25 protein-coding genes, 1 pseudogene and 1 riboswitch are annotated in these 26590 nt (G+C 69.3%); of the genes and pseudogenes, 13 read left to right on the plus strand and 13 right to left on the minus strand.

Going from position 1 to position 26590, the window contains the following annotated elements; genetic code table 11:
* Nucleotides 1-18: 18 nt before the first annotated feature.
* Nucleotides 19-267 carry a DUF2530 domain-containing protein gene (locus CA982_RS10415; RefSeq protein WP_086535266.1) on the plus strand — a complete coding sequence of 83 codons (249 nt, stop codon included), beginning with the start codon at nt 19-21 and terminating at the stop codon, nt 265-267.
* Here CA982_RS10415 and CA982_RS10420 read toward each other — a convergent pair.
* The 4 genes and pseudogenes from CA982_RS10420 to CA982_RS10435 all read right to left on the minus strand — a co-directional run.
* Complete coding sequence (locus CA982_RS10420; RefSeq protein WP_086535267.1) at nt 264-1778, minus strand: APC family permease; 1515 nt, start codon at nt 1776-1778, stop codon at nt 264-266. The two genes, CA982_RS10415 and CA982_RS10420, sit on opposite strands and share 4 nt — an antisense overlap.
* A gap of 23 nt (nt 1779-1801) precedes the next feature.
* Nucleotides 1802-2872, minus strand: coding sequence for a phosphotransferase family protein (locus tag CA982_RS10425; protein WP_086535268.1), 1071 nt, complete (start codon nt 2870-2872; stop codon nt 1802-1804).
* Between the two features lie 13 nt (nt 2873-2885).
* On the minus strand, nt 2886-4136 hold the full coding sequence (locus CA982_RS10430) for an acyl-CoA dehydrogenase family protein (RefSeq protein WP_086535269.1): 1251 nt from the start codon (nt 4134-4136) through the stop codon (nt 2886-2888).
* Between the two features lie 70 nt (nt 4137-4206).
* A pseudogene (locus CA982_RS10435) lies at nt 4207-4759 on the minus strand (outer membrane protein assembly factor BamB family protein); the annotation flags it as partial.
* A gap of 514 nt (nt 4760-5273) precedes the next feature.
* Here CA982_RS10435 and CA982_RS10440 point away from each other — a divergent pair.
* Nucleotides 5274-6533, plus strand: coding sequence for an HNH endonuclease (locus tag CA982_RS10440; protein WP_086535270.1), 1260 nt, complete (start codon nt 5274-5276; stop codon nt 6531-6533).
* Between the two features lie 130 nt (nt 6534-6663).
* On the opposite strand, the gene CA982_RS10445 is transcribed toward CA982_RS10440, so the two are convergent.
* Nucleotides 6664-7248: a phosphatase PAP2 family protein gene (locus tag CA982_RS10445; RefSeq protein ID WP_086535271.1), complete on the minus strand. Its 585-nt coding sequence runs from the start codon at nt 7246-7248 to the stop codon at nt 6664-6666.
* 111 nt (nt 7249-7359) lie between these two features.
* Here CA982_RS10445 and CA982_RS10450 point away from each other — a divergent pair, with 111 nt between their 5' ends.
* On the plus strand, nt 7360-8082 hold the full coding sequence (locus CA982_RS10450; protein WP_086535272.1) for a hemerythrin domain-containing protein: 723 nt from the start codon (nt 7360-7362) through the stop codon (nt 8080-8082).
* A 19-nt stretch (nt 8083-8101) separates the two neighbouring features.
* Here the strand turns inward: CA982_RS10450 and CA982_RS10455 are convergent, their stop codons facing one another.
* Nucleotides 8102-9241: an acyl-CoA dehydrogenase family protein gene (locus CA982_RS10455; protein WP_086535273.1), complete on the minus strand. Its 1140-nt coding sequence runs from the start codon at nt 9239-9241 to the stop codon at nt 8102-8104.
* Nucleotides 9242-9364: 123 nt separating this feature from the next.
* On the opposite strand from CA982_RS10455, the gene CA982_RS10460 reads away from it, so the two are divergent.
* A complete protein-coding gene (locus tag CA982_RS10460; protein WP_086535274.1) occupies nt 9365-9958 on the plus strand; it encodes a TetR/AcrR family transcriptional regulator in 594 nt (197 codons plus the stop codon).
* Here CA982_RS10460 and CA982_RS10465 read toward each other — a convergent pair.
* A complete protein-coding gene (locus CA982_RS10465) occupies nt 9918-12710 on the minus strand; it encodes a sacsin N-terminal ATP-binding-like domain-containing protein (RefSeq protein ID WP_086535275.1) in 2793 nt (930 codons plus the stop codon). The two genes, CA982_RS10460 and CA982_RS10465, sit on opposite strands and share 41 nt — an antisense overlap.
* 16 nt (nt 12711-12726) lie before the next feature.
* Nucleotides 12727-13533, minus strand: coding sequence for a DUF3027 domain-containing protein (locus CA982_RS10470; RefSeq protein WP_086535276.1), 807 nt, complete (start codon nt 13531-13533; stop codon nt 12727-12729).
* Nucleotides 13534-13773: 240 nt separating this feature from the next.
* Between CA982_RS10470 and CA982_RS10475 the strand changes: the two genes are divergently transcribed.
* Complete coding sequence (locus CA982_RS10475) at nt 13774-15624, plus strand: MFS transporter (RefSeq protein WP_244176221.1); 1851 nt, start codon at nt 13774-13776, stop codon at nt 15622-15624.
* On the plus strand, nt 15621-16133 hold the full coding sequence (locus CA982_RS10480) for a DUF2771 family protein (RefSeq protein ID WP_086535278.1): 513 nt from the start codon (nt 15621-15623) through the stop codon (nt 16131-16133). The genes CA982_RS10475 and CA982_RS10480 overlap by 4 nt, the downstream gene beginning before the upstream one ends.
* Before the next feature lie 4 nt (nt 16134-16137).
* On the opposite strand, the gene CA982_RS10485 is transcribed toward CA982_RS10480, so the two are convergent.
* The gene (locus CA982_RS10485) at nt 16138-16551 is read right to left on the minus strand and encodes a cold-shock protein (protein WP_004020198.1); all 414 of its coding nucleotides are present in this window, start codon (nt 16549-16551) and stop codon (nt 16138-16140) included.
* A 227-nt stretch (nt 16552-16778) separates the two neighbouring features.
* Here CA982_RS10485 and CA982_RS10490 point away from each other — a divergent pair, with 227 nt between their 5' ends.
* The 5 genes from CA982_RS10490 to CA982_RS10510 all read left to right on the plus strand — a co-directional run bounded on the left by CA982_RS10490 (nt 16779) and on the right by CA982_RS10510 (nt 19986).
* Nucleotides 16779-16988, plus strand: coding sequence for a hypothetical protein (locus CA982_RS10490; RefSeq protein WP_086535279.1), 210 nt, complete (start codon nt 16779-16781; stop codon nt 16986-16988).
* A 5-nt stretch (nt 16989-16993) separates the two neighbouring features.
* Nucleotides 16994-17539, plus strand: a complete 546-nt coding sequence (locus CA982_RS10495) for a flavin reductase family protein (RefSeq protein WP_086535393.1) — start codon at nt 16994-16996, stop codon at nt 17537-17539.
* A 30-nt stretch (nt 17540-17569) separates the two neighbouring features.
* Entirely contained in the window at nt 17570-18658 is a 1089-nt protein-coding gene (gene moaA / locus CA982_RS10500; RefSeq protein ID WP_086535280.1) for a GTP 3',8-cyclase MoaA, read from the plus strand.
* Between the two features lie 11 nt (nt 18659-18669).
* The gene (locus CA982_RS10505) at nt 18670-18918 is read left to right on the plus strand and encodes a MoaD/ThiS family protein (protein WP_086535281.1); all 249 of its coding nucleotides are present in this window, start codon (nt 18670-18672) and stop codon (nt 18916-18918) included.
* A gap of 257 nt (nt 18919-19175) precedes the next feature.
* Nucleotides 19176-19359: riboswitch (cyclic di-AMP (ydaO/yuaA leader) on the plus strand.
* A 6-nt stretch (nt 19360-19365) separates the two neighbouring features.
* Complete coding sequence (locus tag CA982_RS10510) at nt 19366-19986, plus strand: transglycosylase family protein (RefSeq protein ID WP_086535282.1); 621 nt, start codon at nt 19366-19368, stop codon at nt 19984-19986.
* Between the two features lie 162 nt (nt 19987-20148).
* Here the strand turns inward: CA982_RS10510 and CA982_RS10515 are convergent, their stop codons facing one another.
* From CA982_RS10515 to CA982_RS10530, 4 genes are read right to left on the minus strand one after another with little or no spacing between them, the layout of a single operon-like run.
* Nucleotides 20149-20595, minus strand: coding sequence for a molybdenum cofactor biosynthesis protein MoaE (locus CA982_RS10515; protein ID WP_086535283.1), 447 nt, complete (start codon nt 20593-20595; stop codon nt 20149-20151).
* Complete coding sequence (locus CA982_RS10520; protein ID WP_086535284.1) at nt 20592-21083, minus strand: MogA/MoaB family molybdenum cofactor biosynthesis protein; 492 nt, start codon at nt 21081-21083, stop codon at nt 20592-20594. The genes CA982_RS10515 and CA982_RS10520 overlap by 4 nt, the downstream gene beginning before the upstream one ends.
* The gene (moaC, locus tag CA982_RS10525; protein WP_086535285.1) at nt 21076-21588 is read right to left on the minus strand and encodes a cyclic pyranopterin monophosphate synthase MoaC; all 513 of its coding nucleotides are present in this window, start codon (nt 21586-21588) and stop codon (nt 21076-21078) included. The genes CA982_RS10520 and moaC overlap by 8 nt, the downstream gene beginning before the upstream one ends.
* 5 nt (nt 21589-21593) lie before the next feature.
* Complete coding sequence (locus CA982_RS10530) at nt 21594-21851, minus strand: hypothetical protein (RefSeq protein WP_086535286.1); 258 nt, start codon at nt 21849-21851, stop codon at nt 21594-21596.
* Nucleotides 21852-21952: 101 nt separating this feature from the next.
* Here CA982_RS10530 and CA982_RS10535 point away from each other — a divergent pair, with 101 nt between their 5' ends.
* Together CA982_RS10535 and CA982_RS10540 are read left to right on the plus strand one after the other, a co-directional pair.
* Nucleotides 21953-24085, plus strand: a complete 2133-nt coding sequence (locus CA982_RS10535) for an RCC1 domain-containing protein (RefSeq protein WP_086535287.1) — start codon at nt 21953-21955, stop codon at nt 24083-24085.
* A gap of 126 nt (nt 24086-24211) precedes the next feature.
* Complete coding sequence (locus tag CA982_RS10540) at nt 24212-26581, plus strand: protein kinase domain-containing protein (protein WP_086535288.1); 2370 nt, start codon at nt 24212-24214, stop codon at nt 26579-26581.
* Nucleotides 26582-26590: the final 9 nt, after the last annotated feature.

Genomic DNA, 26590 nt, shown 5'->3' on the forward strand with positions numbered 1-26590 from the left:
AAAGCTACCCTGTTGTCCATGTCCGCGACACCTGAGATCCCCGAACTACCGCGCGCCCTGCGCGCCCCGGAGCCGGTGATCGTGGTCGGGATGGTCGCGTGGGTGGTCGCCACCGTGCTCGTGGCCGTCACCGATCTCGGTGGTGACCGCGCACTGCAGATCTGTCTCGTCGGCTTGGCCGTCGGTCTGCTGGGGACGACGATCGTCCTCGTGCAACGGGCCGGCGTCCGACGCGGTGATCGCGGGGCGCAGGAGGGCCTCGACTAGTCCGGGTCCGGTTCCGCACGGGCCGGTTCGGCGGGTGAGGCGAACTCGTCGACGCCGGGTTCCTGCTCCAGCACACGTCCGCGGCCGACCAGCATGATGACGAAGTAGACGCCACCCGCCGCGATCAGTCCCAGCACGATGAGCGTGGGCACCCGCGCGTCGTCGGGCGTGACCAGCACGAACAGCGCCACCCCCACCCAGATCAGGGCGGCGATCGCGACGGGCACTTCGAGCCGGCCGAGGCTGAAACCGCCGGTCTTGCGCTCCAGTCGCTTTCGGACGACGAGGTAGAGCACCACGATGCCCCCGTAGATGAGGGCGGGCAGGATCGTCGAGGCGATGATCAGCTCGATCAGCGCAGCGCCCGGCAGGGCCAGCATCAGGACCACCCCGACGGCGAGGATGAGCAGCGTCGCGGGAACCGGGGTCTGGGTGCGGGGGTTGACCCTCGCCATGAGCCGGTGTGCCGGGAAACGTCGGTCGCGGGCCATGGCGAACACCTGGCGGGCGCAGGCCGCCATCACCACCATGCCGGCGCCGAACATCGCGAACGTGATGCAGGCCAGCAGGACTCGCTCGGCGACCGGACCGAGTTGCTCCCGGATGATCGCGGCGACCGGCGAACCGTCGGCGCTCACCGCCGGGACGTCCTCGATCGCGGTCGTCAGCACGATGAGGAAGATCAAGCCCACCACCGCGGCGGCGACCACCGAGCCGACGATGGCCCTCGGCACACTGCGGAACGGGTCTTCGGCCTCCTCGGCGAGGTTCGCCGCGGAATCGAATCCGACCAGCGTCGTGAGCCCCATGACCATCGCTGCCATCACGCCGCCGCCGACGGCCCAGTAGTCCGGCGCGCCGGCCGCGACTCCCGCGGAACCCAGGTTTCCGAGGTGCCCGCTACCGGTGACCACCATCACCGCCGCGAGGGCGACCACCAGGATCGCCACGATCGCCAGCTCGACCGCGACCGCACCCGAGGTGAACAGTCCCAGCAGCCGGGTCGAGGCGATGACCAGTACGGCCTGGATGACGAGCACGACGAGCGTGATCACCCGGGCGACCGTCTCGTCCTCGGCCATCCCCGCCAACGGCATCAGTGCCTGGCTGGCGAGCGCGTTGTCCATGGCGACCACCGCGATGGCCAGATACCAGAAACTCAGCCAGCCGAAGAGCCAGCCGACCTTCGGGTTCGCCAGTCTCGACGCCCACTGATACGACGACCCGCTGAGCGCGATCCGGGCGGCGAACTGAGCGACCACCAGCGCGATCAGCGTCTGTCCGACGGCCGCGACGATCCACAGCCAGATACCCACCGGCCCGGCGGTGGTGAGCACGTTGTCGTAGGTGGCGAAGATCCCCACCGCGACGGAGATGAACGCGAAGGAGATCGCGAACACCGCGAACCCACCGAGTGTCCGGCGCAGCTCCGGACGATAACCGCCGGTGCGGAATTCGTCGTCGGGAGAGCCACTGCCGGCACCCGACGGGGTGACCACGTCCTCCGCCATGGCGGACCCTTTCGTCGGGGTGACTACACGAGTAGGTCGTCCAGTCGCTGCGCGATGATCCCGACCGCGTATCCGAGGCGTTCGAACGCCTTGTTGGTGGTCTGACCGTGGTAGTAGCGGTAATAGATCTGCTGGGCGATGACCCCGGCCCGGAAGAGGCCGAACACCTCATACCAGCGCCACCGCTCGGGAGTCATGTCGAATCCCATCCGCTCGCAATACTTCTCGACGAACTCGGCGCGGCTGATCATGCCCGGCAGATGTGTCGGGACGCGCCGCATCAGTTGCATGGCCTCCGGGTCGTCGGCCTGAATCCAGTACGCCATCGACCCCGCGACGTCCATGAGCGGATCGCCCAGGGTCGCCATCTCCCAGTCCAGGATGCCGATGACCCGGGTGGGGTCGGCATGGTCGAGGACGACGTTGTCGAGCTTGAAGTCGTTGTGGATCACGCAGTTCGCGACATCGTCGGGCTGGTTCTCGGCCAGCCACGTCATGGTCGACTCGAAGTCGGGAACGTCGTCGGTGTGTGCGTTGCGGAAACGTGCGCTCCATCCGTCGACCTGGCGGCGTACGTAACCGCGTCCCTTGCCGAGATCGGCCAGTCCGGTGTCGCTCGGATCGACCGAATGAACCTCGACCAGGGTGTCGATGAAGTTCAGGCAGAGCCGGCGCGCCTGTTCGGCATCGAGCGGCACATCGGCGGGCCACTCGGTGCGCGGGATGATCCCGTCGATGCGGCCCATCACGTAGAAGTCCGCACCGAGGACCGACTCGTCGTCGCAGAACGCGATCATCGGCGCGATGTAGTGGATCGCGGTCGCGAGCTCGGATTGGATCCGGTACTCGCGGCCCATGTCGTGCGCGCCGCGTGCCTTGGTTCCCCGCGGTGCCCGACGCAGGATCAGATCCCGGGTGGGATAGCGCAGGAGGTACGTGAGATTCGATGCGCCACCGCCGAACTGGCGGACCTGGGGCACCGCGTCGAGACCGGCCGGATCCGAGGCGTTCGCCTCGAGCCACTTCGCCATCGCCTCGACGTCGAATGCATCTTCGGTGCGGACCTCGCCGGCACCGGCCACCTCGTTGGTCATCCTCGTCCCCCGATCAGCGGTACTTGCCGAACTCGATGCGCGCAACCACGTTGCGATGCACCTCGTCCGGGCCGTCAGCCAGGCGCAGCGAGCGCGCACCCACCCACGCCTGCGCCAGCGGGAAGTCGTCGGTCATGCCGGCGCCGCCGTGCAACTGGATGGCGAGGTCGATCACCTCGAGCGCCATGTTGGGCACCTCGACCTTGATCTCGCTGACGGCCGACACGGCTTCGCGGGACAGGCCCTGGTCGAGCAGCCACGCCGCGTGATGGACGAGCAGCCGCGACCGGTTGATCGCGATCCGGGCGTCGGCGATGCGTTCGCTGTTGCCGCCGAGACGGGCGAGCTGCTTGCCGAATGCCTCCCGCGAGAGTGCGCGCCGCACACCGAGTTCCAGCGACTTCTCGGCGAGCCCGATCGCCCGCATGCAGTGGTGCACCCGGCCCGGGCCGAGTCGGCCCTGCGCGATCTCGAACGCCCGGCCGGGTCCGAGCAGGATGTTCGATGCCGGGACGCGGACGTTGTCGAAGCTGACCTCGCCGTGACCGAACGGCTCGTCGAAGTAGCCCATGGTGGTCAGCATCCGGTCGACGGTGACACCGGGGGCGTCGATCGGGATGAGCACCATCGTGTGGCGGGACTTCCGGTCGGCTTCGGCATCGGTGACGCCCATGAAGATGAGGACCTTGCAGTCGGGATGGCCGACGCCGGTGGAGAACCACTTGGTCCCGTTGATGACGACGTCGTCGCCGTCGAGCACGGCGGTCGCGGCCATGTTGGTGGCGTCCGACGACGCGACGGCCGGTTCGGTCATGCAGAAGGCGCTGCGGATCTCCGCGGTCAGCAACGGCTCGAGCCACTGCTTGCGCTGCTCCTCGGTGCCGTACCGGAGCAGCACCTCCATGTTGCCGGTGTCGGGTGCGTTGCAGTTGAAGATGACCGGCGCGAGCCCCGACGACCCCATCGCCTCCGCGATCGGTGCGTAGTCGGCGTTGGACAGCCCCGCGCCGCCGTCGGTGCCGAAATCCGCGGCATAACGACCGGCATGCTCAGCGGGCAGGAAGAGGTTCCACAACCCCTGCGACCGGGCCTTCTGCTGCAGGTCGGCGATGATCGGCGACGGCGTCCACGGGTCACCGTCCCCCTCGCGGCGGGCCTTGATGTCCCGATGGATCTCGGGCTCGACCGGCTCGATCTCGGTGGTCACGAAGTTGCGCACGCGTTCGGTGAGTTCGGCCGACCGCGCTGACGGGGAGAAATCCATACCCGACCGTATCGCGGCGCACCGATTACTCGTCATCGTTCGGGTCAAACCGGCGCGGCATCGGGCACCGTCACTTCCGGGACAGGGTCAACCGCTCTGGTCCGGCAGTGGTGCTCACCAGTTTCGCGAAGCAGTTGTCCGGACCGAATCCCTGGGCGCGACACCAGTTGTTGGCCTCACCCGGCCCCGGGAAGGTCGCCGCCGTCACCCACCAGCCACGGTACGAGAACACCGGCCACTCGTCGCTCCACAGGAGCCGAACATCGTTGAATTGCAACCGGAGTGCCAGGAACTCGTCGAAGATGGCCTTGTGGTCCAGGTCCGCCCCTCGGCGACCAGACCCGGCCGTGTGGAGCTCAGCTGCGCCACCCGCCGGTTGTTCAGGTTCGCCACGATGAAGGCCCGATCGGCGTCGGCCTGCAGACGCAGGGCGCTGACGCTGCCCGCCGTCACGTCGACTCCGGCCGCGAACGACGCCCCGGTGGCGGTCGACGACGCGGCCGTTCCCGACTGCGGAGTCGCGAGCTTCGGCGCGGGCACCGCAACCGGTGCCCGCTGGAAGTCGACGTTGCCCGACGCGACGGCCCGTACAGGACGTCGCCGCCCGGACACTTCGCGGCGAGGCTGGGGATACCCGGGTTGGGGGTATCCGGGCTGCTGCGGGTACTGCGGCGTCGGACCTGTCTGCGTCGCGGCGTAGAGGTCCGGCGCCGGGGACTTGTTCAGTGACACCCCCGGGACCACCTTTGGGCGAGCAGGTTGGATCGTCGTCGGCGACTCGTCCCCGTCGGGTGATCCGGGCATGGTCGCGTCATCGTCGGGTGGCCCCGATTCGACGTCCGTCCAGTGAATCCCAGTCCGACGCCGTTCGACTGTCCCCGAGGGGAATTTCGGCGTCAGCACACAGCCGGCCGAGCAACTCGCGCTCGCGAAAGCGTTCCGAACGTCTCCGTCGAGGTCGATTCACGAAGAGACACCCACCTTTTTCGCCGGATGTCGAAACGGGTGTGACTGCAGTTCACTGCTGTCAATGATCCACGCACAGTCAACGCGATTCGGCGCACAGTCGACGGAAACTGCTGCACAGTCGACCATTTCGTGATTTCCGGCCTGTGGAGAAACCTCGAAATCGAACGCATGTTCCGGTACCTTGAAGTCATGCCAGAGCTCGCCACTCTCCTCGACCAGCTCATCGAGACCACCCCGCCCGCCGATGACCCCACGGGCAGAGCGACATTCGACGCCCTCGACACGCTGCGTTTGATCCGCAACACCGTGGATCATCAGATCGTCACCCACACAGCGCAACTCGACGAACTCAGCGTCGCACAGAAAGCCGGCAGCACGACGAGAAAGCTGCTGATCGAGTCAGGCCATTCGCCGGCCGCCGCCCACCGCACCATGCGAAGTGTCGATGCCCTGCGCGCGCTTCCCGCGCTCGCCCGCCACGCCGCCGACGGACGACTCTCCGCCGAGACCGTCGACGCCATCATCCGGGGAATGACCCACATCGAAAAGCGTTGCTCTGTGACTCTGTCCGACGAGGACAAGATGGCGCAGGAGATCGAACTCCTCGGCCAAGCACTCTCCGGAGCGACGCCCACACAACTGCTCAAGCATGCCGGAGCCATCGGCAACACACTGATTGAAGCCACCGACGCCGGCCTTCCCGCCGCCGACGACTCGTCACTGAACACGGTCATCACCCATGTCACCGACGACGGGCGACTCGAGGTGCGCGTCGACCTCACGCAAGTCGTCGGCGAGAAGTTCCTGGGCATGATCGACGAACGCTCCTGCCCACAACCCGAACCCGACGGCGCCGACGACCGACGCACCGCCGAACAACGCCGCGCGGACGCCTTCGAACTCATCCTCGACCAAGCCGCGCTGGGTGCCACGTTGGACAGTGTTGGCAGCCCGCGAACCCAACTCATGCTGACCATCCCCGCCACCGGGGACCCAGCGTTCCTGACATGGACCGGATCCGTCAGCCAGGCGGTCGCGAAACAGGTTTCCTGCGACCGAGCCTTGACCGAGATCATCCTCGATGGCGAAGGTGTACCCCTGCAGATGGGCCACACCCACCGCCTGTTCCCGGCGCACCTACGCAAAGCGGTGATCGTCCGAGACGCATGCTGCATCAAATGCGGTGCACCACCATCACATACGCAAGTTCACCACGTTGCGCATTGGGCCGATGGCGGTACGACCGACCTCGACAACGGATGCCTCCTCTGCCAACGCTGCCACACCCAGGTCCATCACCACGGCTGGGACGTCGTCATGGGCTCCGACCGGCACCCCTGGCTCGTCCCACCCGCCACCATCGACCCACACCGCCGACCGCTGCCCGCCTACAACCGACGCACCATGCGACTCGACGACGCCGCCTGAACCGGCCACGACTGACGCCCGACCACACTCTTCCGCGCAGCACCTTCCGCACCCGGGCCCGCCTCGGGACCGCAGCAGTCCTTTGACAACTCCACAGTGACAGCACACGCTCAGCAGTAGGTCGCTCGCGTCACCTACTGCTGAGCGCCGGCGAGCCGTCGACACCACGCCGCGATTCGTACCGAAGCAATATCCACGTGCACAGCGCAACCCAGATGGCGCCGAACAACCACCCCGACACCACGTCGGTGGTCCAGTGCACCCCGAGTTGTATCCGCGTGAGGCCCACGATGATCGACAGCACAGGTGCGATCGCCAGGATCCACCGATGTGATCGCACCCAGGCGAAGCAGCGATACGCCGAGACGGCGAACAACCCGAACACGACCATCGTCATCATCGCGTGGCCCGACGGATAGGAGAAGGTGTCGATGTTCAGTAGACGGTCTTCGACGGGTGGCCGGTCCCGCGCGAACGAGTACTTGAGTGCCTGCATGACACCGTATCCGGATAGCACTCCGGCGCCGACGAAGACCGCGTCGACTCGGTGCCGGGTCACGGCGAGTGTCACCACGACCGCACATGTCAGCACCGACATCGTCACCGTGTTGCCGAGCAACGTCACCACTTCGGCGATCGAGATCCATGGCTCCGAACGGTTCTCGACGACCCAGTTCAGAATGTTCTCGTCGAGAGTCGTCGGAGGGATGAACATTCCGCCACCCTATCCAGGCGTCGCCCAAGTCGCCCTCAAGTACGTCACAAGCGTCGCCGCCGACACTGGTCATCGACACAGCCCGCTCCCGCACCGATGAGGACCCCGCCGATGACCACCCAGCCCGCCCATACCGCTCACCCGATCCAGCTCGTGCTCCCCGGGCAGGCCGCCGCGCCCGAGGGGCCGATCGACCCGTTCATGATGTACGTCCTGCACCATGGTTTCCGGCGCGACCTCGCCGACTTCGCCGCCGCCGTGCCGGCCACACCCATCGACGACGCCGGGACGTGGCGAGCACTCGCCCGGCGATGGACGATGTTCGGGCACGCGCTGCACCACCATCACACCGGTGAGGACCTCGAGTTGTGGCCGCTGCTGCTCGAGCGATGCGACAGCACCGAGCGGGCGGTACTCGACGCCATGGAGGCCGAGCACGACGAGATCGATCCGCTGCTCGAGGAGTGCGGGGCCGGGTTCGCGCGGATGGCCGAACACGCCGACGACGCCACCCGCGCCGCTCTCGTGGACGCGTTGCTGCGCACCGAGAAGGTTCTCGGCAGGCACCTCGCGCACGAGGAGGCCGACGCGATCGCGATCGTGCAGCGTCGGTTGACGCTGGAGGACTGGGACGCCTTCGAGGAGAAGATGGGCAAGCGCGCCGGCCTGGCAGAAACCCTGCGCACGTCCCCGCTGATGGCGAAGGGGCTGGTGGGCGCCGACCGCGACGCGGTGTACGCCCGCATCCCCACGGCCCTGCGCCTGATGATCAGACTCGGCGGGCCGAGGTTCCGACGGCTCGACGACCGCGCGTTCTACTACAACCCGCGCTGAACACCGACACCCGGCGAACTCACCGCGCCAGCGACCGACCGATCACCAAACGCTGGATCTGATTGGTGCCCTCGAAGATCTGGGTGATCTTGGCCTCGCGCATGTACCGCTCGACCGGGAAGTCGCGCGTGTACCCGTACCCGCCGAACACCTGGACCGCGTCGGTGGTCACCTTCATCGCGGCGTCGGTGGCGACGAGTTTGGCGGTCGCGGCCGCCCGGGTGTAGTCGATTCCGGCATCCCGGCGCCGAGCCGCGTCGAGGTAGGTCGCGCGGGCCGAATCGACCGCGGCGGCCATGTCGGCCAGCACGAACGACAAGCCCTGGTGGTCGATGATCTTGCGGCCGAACGCCGCTCGTTCCTGCGCGTAGTCGACGGCTGCGTCGAGCGCCGCCTGCGCCAGACCGGTGGCGACCGCCGCGATGCCCAGGCGCCCCGAATCCAGAGCGGAGAAGGCGATCTGGAGTCCCTGCCCCTCCGCCCCGAGCCGACGGCCCTCGTCGATGAACGCGTCGTCGTAGGTGGCGCCGGTCGTCGGGACCGCGTGCAGACCCATCTTGTCCTCGGGCTTGCCGAAGGTGAGCCCGTCGGTGTCCCGGGCGACGAAGAAGCAGGACACCCCCTTGGAACCCTCACCGGTGCGGGCGAAGACGTTGTACACATCGGCGATGCCGCCGTGCGTGATCCACGCCTTCGCCCCGGTCATCGAGTAACCGCCGTCAGCGGGCACGGCGCGGCACGCGAGCGCCGCGGCGTCCGAGCCGGCCTGGGGTTCGCTGAGGCTGTAGGCGCCGATCAGCTTGCCGTTCAACAGATCCGGCAACCATTGCTGCTTCTGCTCGTCGGTACCGAAGTTGAACAGAGGGTGGCAGGCCAGGCCGTGCACGCTGACCGCGACGGCGACCGCGGCCCAGCGCGCGCCGAGTTCCTCGAGCACCTGGAGGTAGACCTCGTACGGCTGGCCGCCGCCGTCCCATTCCGTCGGGTACGGCAGGCCGAGCAGCCCCGCCTCGCCCAGTTCGGCGAACAGGCCGTCGGGATACCGACGGTCCTTCTCGTGCTGGTCGACGATGGGCGCCATGCGCTTGTCGGCGATGTCGCGGACCAGCGCGATCAGGTCGCGCGCCTCGTCGTTGGGGAGCAGGCGATCGACCGGCATCTCAGACCTCCAGGTAACAAAACTAGTACTCAAGTCCTCCACACAGTACTATTCGGAGCAGCGCCACGTACAGTCGGCGATGTCGCACGGCCACCCATCGCCGGTTGAGCAAGAGGAGCGAGCATGCCGACCCAGGGTTTCGCGACCCGACGCCGGGCCGCGCTGTTCGACGCGCTGCTCGAACTGATCCTGCGCGAGGGATTCGCGCACCTGTCGATCGGTTCCATCGCGGCCGAGCTCCGCTGCTCGAAGTCGACGCTGTACACGCTCGCAGCCAGCAAGGAACAACTGGTCACCGCGACCGTGACCCACTTCTTCCGCACCGCGACCGAGCAGGTGGAGGCCCGGGTCGCAGCGTCGTCGAGTCCGCGCGAACGGGTCGTCGCCTACCTCGTCGCGGTCGGCGAGGCACTCGCACCGGCATCCGAGGCGTTCATGCGCGACCTCGACGCGTTCGAACCCGCTCGCGCGCTGTACGAGCGCAACACCGCGGCGGCGTCCTCACGGGTCCAGGCGCTGATCGCAGACGGGGTCGCGGCGGGCGAGTTCCGCAATGTCGACGCCGCGTTCGCCGCCGACCTGGCGTCGTCGATGATGAGCCGGATCCAGCGCCGCGAGGTGTGGGCGGCCACCGGGCTCGACGACGCCGTCGCCTACCGCCAGCTCGCGTCGATACTCACCGCCGGGATCGACGCCGGCGCCGCTCGAGGTGCGTGACACCCGCCGCGTCGACCCACCACTCGACCCGGACCTCGCGGTCGGGGTCGTTGCCGTTGTCGCGCACCGTGACCCACAGTTCGTCGTGCAGCCGGACCTCCGCGTGCGGCACCTCGACACCGCGCAGGACCCCGAAACGCACCACGTCGGGGTGAGCCCAACTCACCGCATCACCGGGCGCGGACACCGTCGCCGAACACTCCTCGCTCGCGAGCGGCAGGTCCAGCAACATGCCGAGGAGGTCGGCGTCGGTCGCGGTCACCGTCGGGCCGGCGAGCACGCACTCGTCGTCGGCGAGCACCTGGAGAAGCCACGGGCGGTCGACGACCACCGCACGGTCGGCGGCCTCACCGGACAGCGTGCGCACCAGCTCCGGCACCTCGACCTCATCAGGGTCGACGACACGGCGCCGGCATGCGGCGACGACGGCCGCATGCACCGAGACCGCCGCACCCGCGCTGATCGCCCGGGTCCGGTCGCCGAGCCGGGTCAGCAGCAGCGTCGCGTCGTCGGCGGAGTCGGGTTCCAGCCGGGCGAGGGCGCCACCGAGTTCGTCCGCATACGGGTGATCGAGGGGGTCGATGATGTTCGCGAGGACGTCATCCGACGGCGATCGGTACTCCCCCAACAGCAGCCCGTCGACCTCGGCGTGGCGTCGTAACCACCAGGCGGTGTAACCGGCGCGGTCGGCCAGCAGGGGTCTGATCCGTTCGTCGGTGGCCATCATGGTCAGCGCCGCCGGCCAGCTCCGCTCATCGATCAGATCGAGATCCCGTACCGCGCTCAGATTTTCCGGGGCGTCGGGGAGGGTTTCCCACCAATCCTCCTCGTCGGGCAGGTCGTGGTCGGGCGCGATGGGCAGATCGTCCTCGACGGTGACGAAGCCCCATCCGACGCCGATCCGGCGCAACGGCTCGGCCCCGCACTCGGCGACCATCTCGGCGTCGGCGACACCGAACGGATGATCGTCGACCAGGACCCCCAGCAGCGGACTGCCGGGCAGCAGGAGTTCATCGGCCGGACGCAGCTCGCCCTCGGCGTCGGGCAGCGCGAGCGCCGACAGCCACGACGGCACCGACGCATCCGGATCGGCACGCAGCACGGCGCACACCTCGGCGGCGAGTCCGTCATCGGCGGCCTCGACGTCCACATCCTCGACGAGGCTGCGCAGGGCCGGGTCCCCGACCGCTTCGGCCACGGTCAGATCCGCGACACCGAGTCGCGTCAGCAGTTCGTGGCGGGCCTCGGGATGCACGGTGGGAATCCACCGCATGGGCGTCGAGATCCGGTCGCTGACGAACAGGCCGCGCACCCCGATCGCGGTCCGGCCGTCCGACCGCGGAATGGGCAGGGCACCGAGTTCTTCGACCTCGCGCCCGGTCGACACCAGCGGTGCCAGGGCGTCGTACAGGTCGTACCACCACGCCGGGTCGCGTTCGATGCCGACGAGCCGTTCGGCCAGGTCCGCGAGTCCCAGCTCCGACACACCCAGCCGACCCAGTGCCGGGAGATGCTGAGTCAGTGAGAGATCCGGGTGGAGCAGGTCGCCGAACAGGTCACCCAGAATGTCTGCGAGCCGATCGGTCAGCCCCACGAGCATCACCGCACGCGGAGGCACCAGGTCGGTGCCGGCCGCGGCCGGAAGCCATGCGGCGTCACGGAGTTCGCGCCGGACCGCCTCGATCAGGCGCGCATCGTCGGGATTACGTGCCAGATGCAGCTCCGGTATCAGGCGAACTCTGCGCGCCGGTTCGACGAGGCGCACCAGATCGACGTAACCCGCTGCCGCATCACCGATCTCGGCACGCGGGTGGAGGTGGCGCCGGTCCGGCGTGAGCGCGAGGTCGGTGATGCACCGGCACGGCAGGCTGAGTTCGATGTCGGTGGGAGTGGGTGCACGCAGGACGTCACCGGAAGGCCCGGGGTCACCGTCGGCATCGACGAGCCAGCGCGTGCCGCCACGGACGACCTCGAGCCACCGCCGTGACGACGGCAGGTCGGTCGACCCGAGGTCACCGATCGTGGACACCGTGGTCAGCACCGACCGCGCGGCGTCGTCGTCGACGTCCGGACCGGTCGATCGCTCCGCCCACACCTCGACGTCGCCGACGGTGATCCGTGGCAGAGCGGTCAATTCGACGACGAGGTCCGGCGCCTGCGCGAGCATCGTCTCGAGGAGCGGACCGGGATCCTCGCGGAGGTGCAGCACCACCTCGGTGTCGAAACCCGGTGACGGTTCCCGGTTCGACGGCCACACCACGCGGAGGACCGGTACGTCCGCGGCCGCACCGACGGTGATGCCTGCTTCGCGGACCGCGTCCAGCGTTGCGGCCCGGTCGAAGACCACCGATCCGGTGCGGGAACGTATCTCGACACGATCGGCGACCGTCGCGGTCGCGGTGAAACCGACGCCGAACCGTCCGATCGGCCGGTCCCCCGGCTCATTCGACACCTTCGCCGAAACCCGTAGCGCGGCAAGCGAACGCACGCCCTCCCCGGTCAGCGGGGCGCCGGTGTTCGCGACGTGCAACTCGGCACCGTCCACCCAGACGGCGAGATGCCCCGCGATGCCGGCCGCCGACGCGGCGTCGGCGGCGTTCGCGGCCAGTTCGGTCAACAGCCGATCGCGGTATCCGACGGTCACCAGATCCGACTCGGCCGCCGCATCCTCGGCAAGCCGGGTGGGCGATGAGGCCCATGCGTCCAGGATCGACGACCGGAGCGCCGCGGTGCCGAACGGGTCGTCGCTCACGGTCGGGTGCGCCGGATCAGGTTCGCGCCGGTTCCGCGTCCCGGGAGATGGCGACGACCTCGATCGCGCCGTCGTCGTAGGCGTCATAGGCCGGCGAGCCATCGCCCTTGGGGCCCTGCACGTCCGAATGCGCTCCGCAGCCGTACTCGGCCGAGACCACGCGTCCGTCGGCGGCGAATTCGTTGGTGCACGCGCCGAACCCGGCCCGCAGCGCACCGGCGAGAGGAACATAGAACCCGCATGTGCAACAGGAGTACGGCGCGGCCTGGGCCATCTCCGAGCCGGGACCGAAGTCGCCGTCGTACCAGCGCTGCGCGGCGTCGGCGCGTCCCTCCCGGCTCAGCAGGCGCTTGCGGCCGAGCCCCAGCTCGCCCGCGACCTGACCGATGTCGTCGGGTTCGACCGAGTCGGACTCGAAGCGGAACTCGTCGCCGGTGTCGATCTGATTCGGCACCAGACGCGGGTCGTCGGGTTCGGCGGCGAGTAGATCACCCGGCGCGAGATCACCGGAGGCGACACGCTCCGCCCACGGCACCCATGGCGGTGCGAGCAACGAACCGTCGCCGGGAAGCAACACGACCTCGCTGAGCGTGATCTCGTCACTGCCGGGTGAACCCGCCAGCACGACGCACCACTGCCATCCGCGGTAGCCCGCGAGCTCGGCGTCGAAGTAGTGCGCGGCAGCCCAGTCGCCCTCGGCCACACTGCGCCGATGCGCACCTGGCCGCTGCCCTTCGTCGAGCAGCGCGGCACGCGCGATGTCGACGGCTGCCAGGAGCCGTCCACCGTCACCGTGCCGTTCGTCGTCACCAACCTGAGTCACCGCTCCAGTGTGCAATATCGCCGACGTGTGCCACACAACCGACCCGCTTCAAGCGACCACGGCTGGAGATGAGGAACAATCGTCAGCGTGATCCCACGGAGTTCCCGACACGACGAGGGGCGCGGGGCCCCCAGGGGTCCCGCGAACCAGCATCCCCATCAGCCGCCACCAGACGGGGCGGCACGACGCGCCGCGCAACACCCCGGTTCGACCAATTATCCGGCCGACGAGACACGACAGATGCGCACCCGCCGGCCGGCACCCGGGTGGGGAGAGCCGGCGGCCGGGCCGGGCCCCGGCCGCAACGCCTACCTCCCGCCGCCCACCCACAATCCGCATCTCCCGCCGCTCGATGATCGCGGCCGGCCGTCGGAGGACCAGACCCGGGCGATGCCGACCGAACACGGGCCCCAGAACGGTGGCGGCCGGACGCCGAAGAAGCTGACCGTGATGCGGGTCGCGGCGATGCGGAGCCGCGAGCTGACCGGCAAGGGACTCGGCAAGATCCATCAGGCGGCCACTGCCGACGGCGCCGACCAGTCGGGCCTCACCGCGCTGACGCTGCCGGTGGTCGCGAACTTCGCCGCCGACGCCGCGATGGCCGTCGCGCTCGCCAACACGCTGTTCTTCGCCGCCGCCACGGGCGAGTCGAAGACCAACGTCGCCCTGTATCTGGCGCTGACGATCGCGCCCTTCGCGCTGATCGCGCCCCTGATCGGCCCTCTGCTCGACCGGTTGCAACGTGGTCGCCGGATCGCGATGGCCACGACCTTCGGCCTGCGCGTCGTCCTGGCCCTGCTCATCATGGCCAACGTCCAGTGGAACGAGGTGACGCAGCAGCTGGAGTACGACCCGTGGGTCCTCTATCCCTGCGCGCTCGGTCTGCTGGTGCTGTCGAAATCCTTCGGCGTCCTCAAGTCGGCCGTCACGCCGCGTGTGGTGCCGCCGACCATCGACCTGCCGCGGGTCAACTCCCGGTTGACGACCTTCGGTCTGATCGGGGGCACGATCGTGGGTGGCGCGGTCGCCGCCGCCATCGAGTTCCTGCTCGGCCAGGTGCTCCCGTTGCATCTGCCGGGTGCCATGGTGTGGCTGGCCGTGGTTGCCGGCGCCGGCGCCTATCTGTGCATGCGCATCCCATCGTGGGTCGAGTCCACCGAAGGCGAGATCCCGACGACCCTGACCTACCACGGCGAACCCGCGCGGTCGGCGCCCGGCGACCCCGATCAGCCGACGAGCGCCCGGGACGGCGCCAAGATGATCGCGGCCAAGATGCGCCAGCCGCTCGGACGCAAGGTCGTCGCAGGGCTGTGGGGCAACGGCACGATCCGCATCCTCACGGGGTTCCTGACACTGTTCGTGGCGTTCTACGCCAAGGCCCAGCAGGGCGACGCGTCGGACTGGACCCAGCTCCTGCTCCTCGGCGCGGTCGGTGCCGCCGCCGGCGTCGGCAACATGATCGGCAACGGCGTCGGCACCCGCCTCGAGCTGAAGAACCCGCCGAACATCGTCGTCGGCGCGACCGCCGCCTGCTTCGTCGTCGCAGTCCTGGCCGCCATCTTCGGCAACATCGCCGCGGCCGCGGTCGCCGCCCTGGTCGCCTCCGGGACGAGCGCGATCGGCAAGGTGTGCCTCGACTCGTCGATCCAGGACGACCTGCCCGACGAGTCCCGCGCTTCGGCGTTCGGCCGGTCGGAGACCGTACTGCAGTTGTCGTGGGTCTTCGGCGCCTCGCTCGGGGTCCTGTTGCCGCCGACCCTGTGGATCGGCTTCACCGTCGTGTCCGTGCTGCTCGGCCTCGGCTTGCTGCAGACCGTGATGACCACCCGCGGCAAGTCGCTGGTCCCCGGTCTGGGCGGCCGTCGCCCCGACCACGCCGCGCCGACCGTCGCCTTCCGTGCCGCAGGTGCGCGATCGGACATCCGGACCGGCCCGGCCGACGCCGACACCAAGCCGCACACCCAGCGGCCCTCGACCGCCCGCATGCCCACCCGGACACCGTCGACCGCCCCCTTCGAGAATCGGGGTGAGCGCCCGTACAGCCCCGGCGACCATCCGCCGCACAACCAGACAGGACAACGCCGTCAGTGATCAGCAGTGGTGAGAAGAAGGCTCTGTCGATCATCGCGATCGTCGTCGTGCTGTTCGTGGCGGTGGTGGGCACGTCGGTGTTCCTGCTGACCCGCAACGCGAGTTCCGACGACCAGCCCTACCTGCACGTCGCGGTCGGCGACGAACTGCACACGGTCGATCCGCGCTGGTGGTGCGATCTGATGCTGACCGCATGCGATCCCGAGATCACCGCGCCGCGCGAGACCCCGTCGGTCCCGGTGCCGGTGGGGTCGACGGTCATGCTGACCGTCTCGAGTGAGATCGCCCAGGGCCCGTGGAACCTCGCCGCCGTCTACCAGACGCCGCGTGGGCTCGTCGAAGACGAGCAACCGCAGGGCTCGGACAGCACGTACACGCTGACGCTGAGGTCGGTGCCGGATCGGGTGCTGATCGGATTCACCGTCATCTCCGCGTCCGCGCGGCTCTCACCCGCCGACGAGGTCCTGCCCCGCGGCGAACTCGCGGTGCAGACCGCGCCGGACGCCTAGGCGGTCAGGAGTCGAGCTCCCGCGCGACGGCACGCACGACCTCGGAGATCCGCTGCGCGGTCTTGCGGTCGGGATAGCGGCCCTTGCGCAGATCCGGCTGGACCTTGCCTTCCAGAAGGGTGATGAGGTCGGCGACCATGCCGTGCAGCTCGTCGGGCGTGTGCCGCTTGACGTCCTTGCGGGCGGCCTCGCGCACGTTCTTGGAGACGCTGGGGGCGGGCTCGAGCACCTTCACGCTCAACGCCTGCGGTCCGCGACGACCGGCGGCCATGCCGAACTCGACGCGCTGCCCGGGCTTGAGCGCCTCGACTCCGTCGGGCAACGCTGCCGAACGGACGTAGACGTCCTCACCGCTCTCCTGGGAGAGAAAGCCGAAGCCCTTGTCCGCGTCGTACCACTTCACCTTGCCGGTCGGCACTGTGCTCACCCTCATCTGTTCTAGAACTGTCGAAAACGACCTGTCACGACAAAAGACGCCGTCACCCATCTCGGCGGTCCGGACGGCGATGCCGTGCGGGCCCAGACGGATGCAAGGCGCCTGCATCGACCATCGTAACCAACGGCCCACCCCGAGGTCACACCATTACCCGGCGGCCGGGCATCGCGCAGCGTCGGACCGTCCGGCATTGCACTACCGTGGCAGGTATGCAGAAGACGTCGTCCCCGCGATTGCTGCAGGCGGCCGGGATTGTGTTCGGAATCGGAATTCTGGCGATCGTGGCGTTGTTCCTCACTCCGTTGGTCACCGACGGCGACACCGCACCGACCGCCGTCTACCTGCTGACCATGTGCGCACCGCTGGGTTTCGTCCTGGGCCTGGTGTACGCACTCCGTGCTGGACGCCGAGCCAGGTGAGGACCGTGACCACGACCATCGACACCACCCCCGACCTCTCCCCCGTCTCCGACGGGCGGGCGCTGCGTGACGCCTACAGCTGCTTCCCGTCCGGCGTCGTGGCGGTGTGTTGCGAACAGCCCGACGGGGATTCCACCACCCTGATCGGAATGGCGGCGAGTTCGTTCACCACCGTCTCCCTCGACCCGCCGCTCGTCTCGGTCTGCGTCCAGAACACCTCGACGACCTGGCCGCGGATCCGCACCGCACCGGCGATCGGGGTCAGCGTGTTCGCCGGCGACCAGATCGAGCTGTGCAAGCAGCTCGCCGGATCGTCGGAGCATCGCTTCGACGGCATCACGCCGCTGAGCACCGATCGGGGTGCGGTCTTCGTACCCGACGCCGCGGCGCACCTGTCGTGCACGATCCACAACGAGATCCAGGCCGGCGACCACACCGTCGTGCTGCTCGAGATCGAGTCGCTGCGCGCCGATCCCGACGTCGAACCCCTGGTCTTCCACGCCAGCACCTTCCGCGCCCTCGAGGCACGCAAGGACCCCACTCGAAAGTGAGTCTCCCCGCAGCATGACCCCGGCGATCACATGAGCACGGTCGGCCTCGGACTGCCTCTGCCCCGCCCTCCGCGGGAGGCAGCGGCATCCGACGTGCCGTCCGAGGGTTCGCTGCGCGACACGTTCGGCCGTGTGGCGAAGGATCTCCGGGTCTCGGTCACCGACCGCTGCAATCTGCGTTGCTCGTACTGCATGCCGGCCGAGGGGCTCGACTGGATGCCCACCGACCAGGTGCTGTCCACGGACGAACTGATCCGGGTCCTGACGGTCGCAGTCCGCGACCTGGGTATCGAACGCATCCGGTTCACCGGCGGGGAACCGCTGCTGCGCCGCGACCTCGAGGACATCATCGGGGCCGTCGCCGGGCTCCCGCAGGCCCCCGAGATCGCGATGACAACGAACGGCCTCGGACTGCCCCGGCGGGTCGACGGCCTGGTCGACGCCGGACTCGACCGCATCAACGTCTCGCTGGACACCGTCGACCCGGCCCGCTTCGCCGAGATCACACGCCGGGACCGTCTGACCGACGTGCTCGACGGCCTGGCGGCGGCGCGGCGCGCCGGACTGGACCCGGTCAAGGTCAACGCCGTGGTGCCGGACCGCGCGGACCTCGCGGGAGTTCCCGATCTACTCGCCTACTGCCTCGACCACGGTTACGAGCTGCGGATCATCGAGCAGATGCCGCTCGACGCCGACCACGCGTGGCAGCGCGCGCAGATGGTCACGGCCCAGGAGATCCTCGCGACACTGCGGACGCGCTTCACCCTGTTGCCCGACCCCGCGCCGCGCGGCAGCGCCCCGGCCGCCACATGGCTCGTGGACGGCCACCGCGGGCCGCACGGGCCCGCGCGCGTCGGAGTCATCGCCTCGGTCACCCAGCCGTTCTGCGGGGACTGCGACCGCACCCGCCTCACCGCCGACGGGTCACTGCGCAACTGTCTGTTCGCGACGTCGGAGACCGACATCCGGACCGCACTGCGCACCCTGCCCGACGACGAGATCGACGCGGCCCTGGCGCACCTGTGGCGCGCGAGCATGTGGGCGAAGGCACCCGGCCACGAGGTGAACGTGGCGGGCTTCCGGCAACCGGATCGGCCGATGTCGGCGATCGGCGGCTAGGCTCGCGTCCGATGCAGCTCACAGTCCGATTCTTCGCGGCCGCGCGCGCCGCGGCCGGCGCCGAGGAGACGGTTGTCGACATCGACCCGTCGACCACTCTCCGTGTCCTGGAAGAGACCCTCGCCGCCGGAAACCCCTCCCTCGCCACGGTTCTCGAACGCTGCTCGTATCTGCGCGACGAGATCGCGTTCTCCGATCGGACGCGTGCGCTCGGCACCTGCACGACACTCGACGTCCTCCCCCCGTTCGCCGGTGGCTGACGCCACAACTCTCTTGTGACCTTAGTCACATCACGGCCCGGTAACAGGATGGGCACGGGACGGCCACTAACCCGTTGAACTGGGATGACGGCCGAAGTGGGTCGGAAGACCCGGATCCGGGCCGAAAATCGCTTGCGTTCAAGCAGGTGATTCAGTCCAACGAACGACGTACTGTACGAAGCGTCCTCCTCGGAGGTCACGACACAGCAACCAAGACATAACGTCCCACCGGCCGCGCCGAGCCTCGTTCCGCCGGTGGGAACGACAAGCAATCTAGGAACGAGGACGGGGGACCCAACCTCATCCCCTGAGACCGGACACCACACCAGGTGTCCTCGGGGTTAAGTCCCGGAAGTCGCGGCAACCACCTCGACGACCGGGGCCGAGCACCTCTCGCTCGAACCCGACAGCTGACTTCGTAGGCGCGTGGAGAGAGGAAACACATACATGTCCGGACGTCATCGCAAGCAGACGACCAGCACGGCCGCCAAGACCATCACCAAGGTCGCCCTCACCGGCGCAGTCCTCGGCGGCGGAGCAGCCCTCCTGGGCACCGGTACCGCCAATGCGGCCACCGACGCCGAGTGGAACCAGGTCGCGCAGTGCGAATCCGGTGGCAACTGGGCCATCGCGACCGGCAACGGCTACCACGGCGGCCTGCAGTTCTCCCCGAGCACCTGGACCGGCCACGGCGGCGGCGAGTTCGCCCCGACCGCCGATCAGGCCTCGCGCGAGGAGCAGATCGTCGTCGCCGAGCGCGTGCTCGGATCGCAGGGCAAGGGCGCATGGCCCACCTGCGGCACCGGACTCTCGGGCTCGACCCCGCGCAGCGCGCCGACCGACACCCCCCGTGAGATCGCTCCGGTTCTCCCGGGCGGCAACGGCAGCGTCGACCTGGCCAAGACGACGGACGACGTCGCCAAGCAGGTCACCGACGCTCTCACCGAGGCCGGCGTCAGCCCCGAGATCAAGAACCTCTGGCAGGCGGCCAAGGACAGCGGTGTCTCGCTGAACCAGGACCAGATCAAGATGTTCAACGACAACAAGCACCTGCTGCCCAACCCCTGATCGCCGCTCGACGCCTGATCTGGGACCCAGACGAAGGGCCCCGCACGATGAATCATCCGTGCGGGGCCCTTTTCCAATGGTCGGGCGTTGGACCGTCCAGATCCGTATGACGTTGTGCCCGGATTCCGGGCGCACCGTCATACGAGTTTGAAAAGGCGTCAGCTACGCCGAGTTGACCCACTCATCGGTGCCGTCGTCGAAGAACTGGTGTTTCCAGACCGGTAGCCGTGCCTTGACCTCGTCGACGAGGCGCGAGCAGGTCTCGAACGCGGCTCGACGATGGTCGGCGGCAACCGCGACCACGAACGCGATGTCGCCGATCGCGAGGTCGCCGATCCGATGGGACACGGCGACCGCGCGCACCCCGTCGACCGCGGCGACCTGTTCGACGACCTCGGCCAGGACCGTCGTCGCCGTGGGATGTCCCGAGTAGTGCAGGGCGGTGACCGTTCGCCCGCCGTCGTGATCACGGACGGCGCCCACGAACCCGACCACCGCCCCGGCCTTGCCGTCGGCTGCGTCGACGACCATCGCCTCGTGCTCGGCCAGCGCGATCGGTTCGTCGACGACCGCTGTGTGCACCACCCGGGTGCCGGCGTCTCCGGTCATCGGTGGTCGCCTCCGCGGATCTGATCGAGTGCGTGGTGAACGACGCCGGCGAGCACGCCCAGTCCGTCGCGGACCCCGCCGGTCGAACCGGGGAGATTCACCACGAGGGTCGTCCCGGCCACTCCGGCGAGTCCCCGCGAGAGAACCGCGGTCGGCACCGCCGGCAGCCCGGCCGACCGGATCGCCTCGGCAAGCCCCGGGATCTCGAAGTCGAGGAGCGGGCGGGTCTGCTCCGGAGTGCGGTCGCTGGGCGTCACACCTGTTCCGCCCGTGGTGATCACGAGGTCCACCTCGGCGTAGATCGCGGCTCGGACGGCATCGCCGACCGGCGGGCCGTCGGCGACCACGTCGCACTCGTCGACGTCGAAACCCTGCTCGGCCAGCCACGCCTCGATGATCGGGCCGGACCGGTCGGTGTAGACGCCGCTGCTGGCCCGGTTCGACGCGACCACGACGCGCGCGACCCGCGGGCTTCGCCGGTCAGTCATCGGCCGGATCCGACGGGTCGCGATACCAGTCGCCCGACTTTCCGCCGGTCTTGGCGAGCAGGCGGATCCCGTCCATCTGTGCCCGCCGGTCCACGGCCTTGACCATGTCGTGCAGGGTCAGTCCGGCGACGGCCACCGCGGTCAGCGCCTCCATCTCGACGCCCGTCTGACCGGAGGTGGCCACGGTGGCGGTCACCTCGATCGTCTCGGCGCCGATCTCGAAGTCGACCTCCACCGACGACAACGCCAGTTGATGACAGAGCGGGATCAGTTCGTCGGTCCGTTTGGCCGCCATGATCCCGGCGATGCGCGCCGTGGCGAGCACATCTCCCTTGGGCAGCCTCGACTCACTGAGGAGGCCGATCACCTCGGCGGTGGTGTGGAACGTGCCTGCGGCGACCGCGCGACGCTTCGTCGACGGTTTGGCACCGACGTCGACCATGCGGGCCGACCCGGAGGCGTCGAGGTGGCTCAGCCGTGAGCCGCCGGCCCCTCCGGTGGGCATCGGTGTCAGCGGTTGACGACGGTCTTCGACTGCACGAACGGCAGGTCGGCAGCCGGAAGCGGGAACTCGGTGTCACCGAACGGCGAGAGCGCGCCGGAGATGTGCGTCGCGAGTTCGGAGACGGCGTGCTCGGCGGCGTCGCCGTTCTCGTCCTGCGGCCAGCCGTTGTCGACATAGTGCTTCTTGACGACCTTGCCGGTGCCGGCACCCGCTTCGCCGGGGGTGGATGTGTCAGCGCCAGATTTGTTTGCCACGTCGAGCATTGTGCCATGTCGTTCGGATGAACAAGTGCCGTGTCCGGGCAGGACGGCCGCGGGAGGGGCTATCGTCGTCGCAACACAGGTCACGCCACCAGGAGGCGCTCATGGCCGCCCAGCCCGTCCAGGTCGCCGGCTACCCGGTGATCACCCGGTTGGGCAGCGGCGGAATGGGGACGGTGTACCTGGTCGAGAATCCGCAGCTGCGCCGGCGCGAGGCACTCAAGGTGATCTCGATCGCCGAGACCGTCGACGAGGAGTTCGCGCGGCGGTTCAGCCGCGAGGCACAGACCGCCGCGGCCCTCGACCACCCCGCCATCGTGACGATCTACCACTACGGCGTCACCGACGGCGATCCCTGGTTCACGATGACCTACCTCGACGGTCGGGACCTGCGCCGCTCCTCGCTGCGCCCGGACGAGGTCGTGGCGGTCGTCTCCCGCGTCGCCGACGCGCTCGATTACGCGCACGAGCACGGCGTGATCCACCGCGACATCAAGCCCGGCAACATCACGGTCACGCGGCGCGCGATGGACGACGCCCTCGACCGCGTGGTCGTACTCGACTTCGGGATCGCGAAGCTCACCACCGCCACCACGCTGACCGCCCCGTCGTCGTTCGTGGGGACGCTCGTCTACGCCGCGCCGGAGATCCTCGACGGCAAACCGGCGGGCCCCGCGTCGGATCAGTACGCCCTGGCCTGCACGGCCTACGAACTCCTCTCCGGCGCAACCCCGTTCGACGCAGACACGCAGACTCGTCACATCGTCGCCAAGCTCACGACACGTCCGGCGCCGATCAGCACCCACCGACCCGAGCTCGCCGCCCTGGACCCCGTCTTCGATCGTGCGCTCGCGCGGGGACCACTCGACCGGTACCCCACCTGCCGCGCTTTCGCCGCGGACCTGCACGCGGCGCTCGACCGGGCCGGCACCGACGATCGGCGGCGGGCACCCGCCCCGGCGACGCAGGTCATCCCGCCGCGGGCGCCGGCAGGCCCGACCCTGGCGGTAGGCCCCACCCCGACCCCGTCCTCGGCACCCTCGCGGCCGCCGACTCCCCCGCGACGCCGTCGGTGGCCGCTCGCACTGGCCGCGATGGTCGCGGTCGCCGTCCTCGCGGCGGTGGTCGCGATCGGGGTCGTCACCCTCGGCGGCGGCGCCGACCAGACCACCACAGATGCCGGGTCGTCGCCCCTGGCGGCCACGGACGCCCAGGCACAGCTCAGCGCCGGCCTCGGGGCCACCTGTTCGATCCGGGACGGGACCGCCTACTGCTGGGGCGACAATGCCGCCGGCCAACTCGGCGACGGCACGACCGACGCCCGCCAGACACCCACCCGGGTCGCCGATCTCGGCGGTGTCACCGCGATCAGCACCGGCGGTCCCAACAGCTGCGCGATCGCCGGCGGACTCGCCTACTGCTGGGGCAACAACGACTACGGGCAGATCGGCGACGGGACCACCGATGCGCGCCTGACCCCCACCCGGGTGACCGATCTCGCCGATGTCACCGCGATCTCGACCGCCAACTGGGCAACCTGCGCGATCTCCGCGGGCGCGGCGTATTGCTGGGGCACCAACGACTTCGACCAGGTCGGCGACGGCTCGACCGCGAACCAGTACCGGCCGGTTCGTGTCGCCGGGCTCGACGACGTGACCGCGATCAGCGTCGGCGTCAACTTCACCTGCGCCGTAGCCTCCGGCGACGCGTACTGCTGGGGACTCAACGACAACGGTCAGGTCGGCGACGGCACGACAACCAACCGCGGCCGCCCGACCCGGGTCGCCGACCTCGACGGCGCGACGGACGTCTCCGCCGGCGCGGCCACCGCCTGCGCGATCGCCGGGGCGAGCGCATATTGCTGGGGCGACAACAGCTTCGGGCAACTCGGCGACGGCAGCACCTACGGCCACCGCACCGCGACGCCGGTGTCCGGCCTCGACGGGGTCGAGACGATCACCACCGGCACGTCGAACACCACCTGCGCCCTTGCCGGTGGCGTCGCCTACTGCTGGGGCGCCAACGCGTGGGGATCGGTCGGCGACGGCACCCTGACCGACCACCCGTCACCCGTCCGCGTGCGCGAATTGTCCGATGTCAGTGCGATTTCCACCGGCGAGCGGACAACGTGCGCAGTGGCGTCGTCGTACCTGTGGTGCTGGGGTTTCAACGCCACCGGACAGCTCGGCGTCGGCGGTACCGACGACCGTCCGACCCCCACGCAGGTCACGTTCTAGCGTCGGCCCCGTCATCCGGTTGAAGGGTGCCCCCGGACCCACCGGCTTCGGTATTGTCCCTGCATACGTCTGCGAGAGCGGCCATGTGGACGCCGCTCACTCGCCAAGCTCAGGAAGAGGTGCGCCGTGCCGTTGAGTCCCGGCACCCACATCGCCGGTTATCGCGTGGTCTCCCAGCTCGGCGCGGGCGGTATGGGCGAGGTCTACCTCGTCGAGAACCTCCAGCTGGAACGCCGCGAGGCGCTGAAGGTCATCTCCACCGCGGTCAGCGCCCAGCCCGGGTTCAACCAGCGCTTCACCAACGAGGCTCGCACCACCGCCAAGCTCGACCATCGCAGCATCATCACCATCCACCAGTACGGGATCTCCGACGGCTCGCCCTGGTTCTCGATGAGCTATGTCGACGGCAAGGACCTCACCGACGAACGCCTGACGCCCGCGGAGGTGTCGACAGTCGTCACGCAGGTGGCCGACGCTCTCGACTACGCGCACCGCCACCATGTGGTGCACCGGGACATCAAGCCCGCCAACATCCTCGTGACGCGCGATCCAGCGACCAACGCCATCGAGCGCGCCCTGGTACTCGACTTCGGCATCGCCAAACTCGCCGGCTCGGCCAACCTGACCGGCACCCACTCCTTCATCGGGACGGTCGCCTTCTCGGCCCCGGAGACGCTCGAGGGCGCCGACGCCACGGCCCTCTCGGACCAGTACTCCCTGGCCTGCACGGCCTACGCACTGCTCGCGGGACAGCCGCCGTTCGTCGGCCAGTCCGAGCCGTCGGTGATGCTCGGACACATCCAGCGACCGGTTCCCCACATCGGGCAGCTGCGCGGGGACCTCGCCCATCTCGACCCGGTGTTCCAGCGCGCGTTGTCGAAGAACCCCGCGGCCAGGTACCCCGACTGCCGCAGCTTCGCGGCCGCGTTGCAGGCCGCCCTCGATTCTCCTGCCGCGCAAGGCAACACGATGGTCGCCGGCTCGGTGCCCCCACCCACCCTCGTCGGCGGTGGCACGGGTGGCCCGCCGGCCCCGCACCCGTCGGGACCCCAGCACCAGTTCGGCCCACCTCACGGCCAGTACACGCCGCCTCCCCAGGCGACGATGACCGGGCCGTCGGGCCCGCAGCCGCTGATGAACACGCCGTCGGGGCCGCAACCGATGTACTCGTCGGCACCGCACCTCTCGGGCCCGCACGCGCAGCCGGGCCACCCCCGACCGGGTTACCCGGGCATGCCCCCGGTACCGCCGAAGAAGAAGCGGACCGGGCTGATCGTCGCCGGCGTACTCGGTGCGGTGCTGCTGCTCGTGGTCGCGGCCGTCGTCGGGCTGGCCGTCGTCGGCAGCACCGTCGACGACCCGGAGGAGGCCCCCGTCGCCCAGCCGGTGGTGAGCACCAACTTCGGCAGCAGCTGCGCCGTGGTCAACGGCAGCGTGCACTGCTGGGGCGACAACGACTCCGGGCAGCTCGGTGACGGCACGACGACGCCGCACACCCGCCCGGTCGCGGTGACCGGCGTCTCGAACGCCACCGCGGTCGCCACCGGCGGGTACCTCACCGGCGAGAACGCCTACGTCTCGACGGCCTGCGCCATCGCCGCCGGCGACGCATTCTGCTGGGGCAACAACCATTACGGCGAGGTCGGCAACGGCGCCAGCGGTTCGACGGTCGACGCCGCAACCAAGGTCGGCACCATCTCCGACGTCAAGGCGATCTCCACCGGGTGGGGCACCACGTGCGCCGTCGCCGGCACCGACGCCTACTGCTGGGGCAACAACGAATACGGCCAGCTCGGCACCGGCGGCGGCACCGACCCGGTGTCGGCCCCGGTCAAGGTCCCCGGGCTCGGCGTCGTCACCGACATAGCGACCGCCTACGGCACCACCTGCGCGGTGTCAGACGGGTCGGCATTCTGCTGGGGAGCCAACGACAACGGGCAGATCGGTGACGGCAGCACGACGGCGCGATCGGCGCCGGTCAAGGTCGGCTCGCTGACCGACGTCACCGACATCGCCATCGGCGGTTATCACGAGGCGGCCGATGACGACGATCCGAACACCAACACCAGCACCTACTTCCAGACGACCTGCGCGGTGGCCGGCGGCGACGCATGGTGCTGGGGTTCCAACGCCTACGGCCAGATCGGCGACGGCACCGGCGAGACCCGACAGGCACCGGTCCAGGTCAGCAACCTGAGCGGGGTCTCGGCGATCTCCACCGACTGGGGCACCACCTGCGCGGTCTCCGACGACCGGGCCTTCTGCTGGGGCGACGACGACCGCAGCCAGCTCGGTTCCACCGGCGGTTCGGTGAAGATCCCCCGCGAGGTCTCGACGCTGACCGACGTCACGTCGATCTCGACCGGCAACGGGACGTCCTGCGCGATGTCCGCGTCGTCGGTCTACTGCTGGGGATTCAACAACGACGGGCAGATCGGCGACGGCTCCAGCGGCGACGGCGCGAACCGCACGACGCCGACGAAGCTCACCATCTAGGCTGCCGCC

Source organism: Gordonia lacunae (genome assembly GCF_002149015.1).
In the GTDB taxonomy this organism is placed as follows: Bacteria; Actinomycetota; Actinomycetes; order Mycobacteriales; family Mycobacteriaceae; genus Gordonia; species Gordonia lacunae.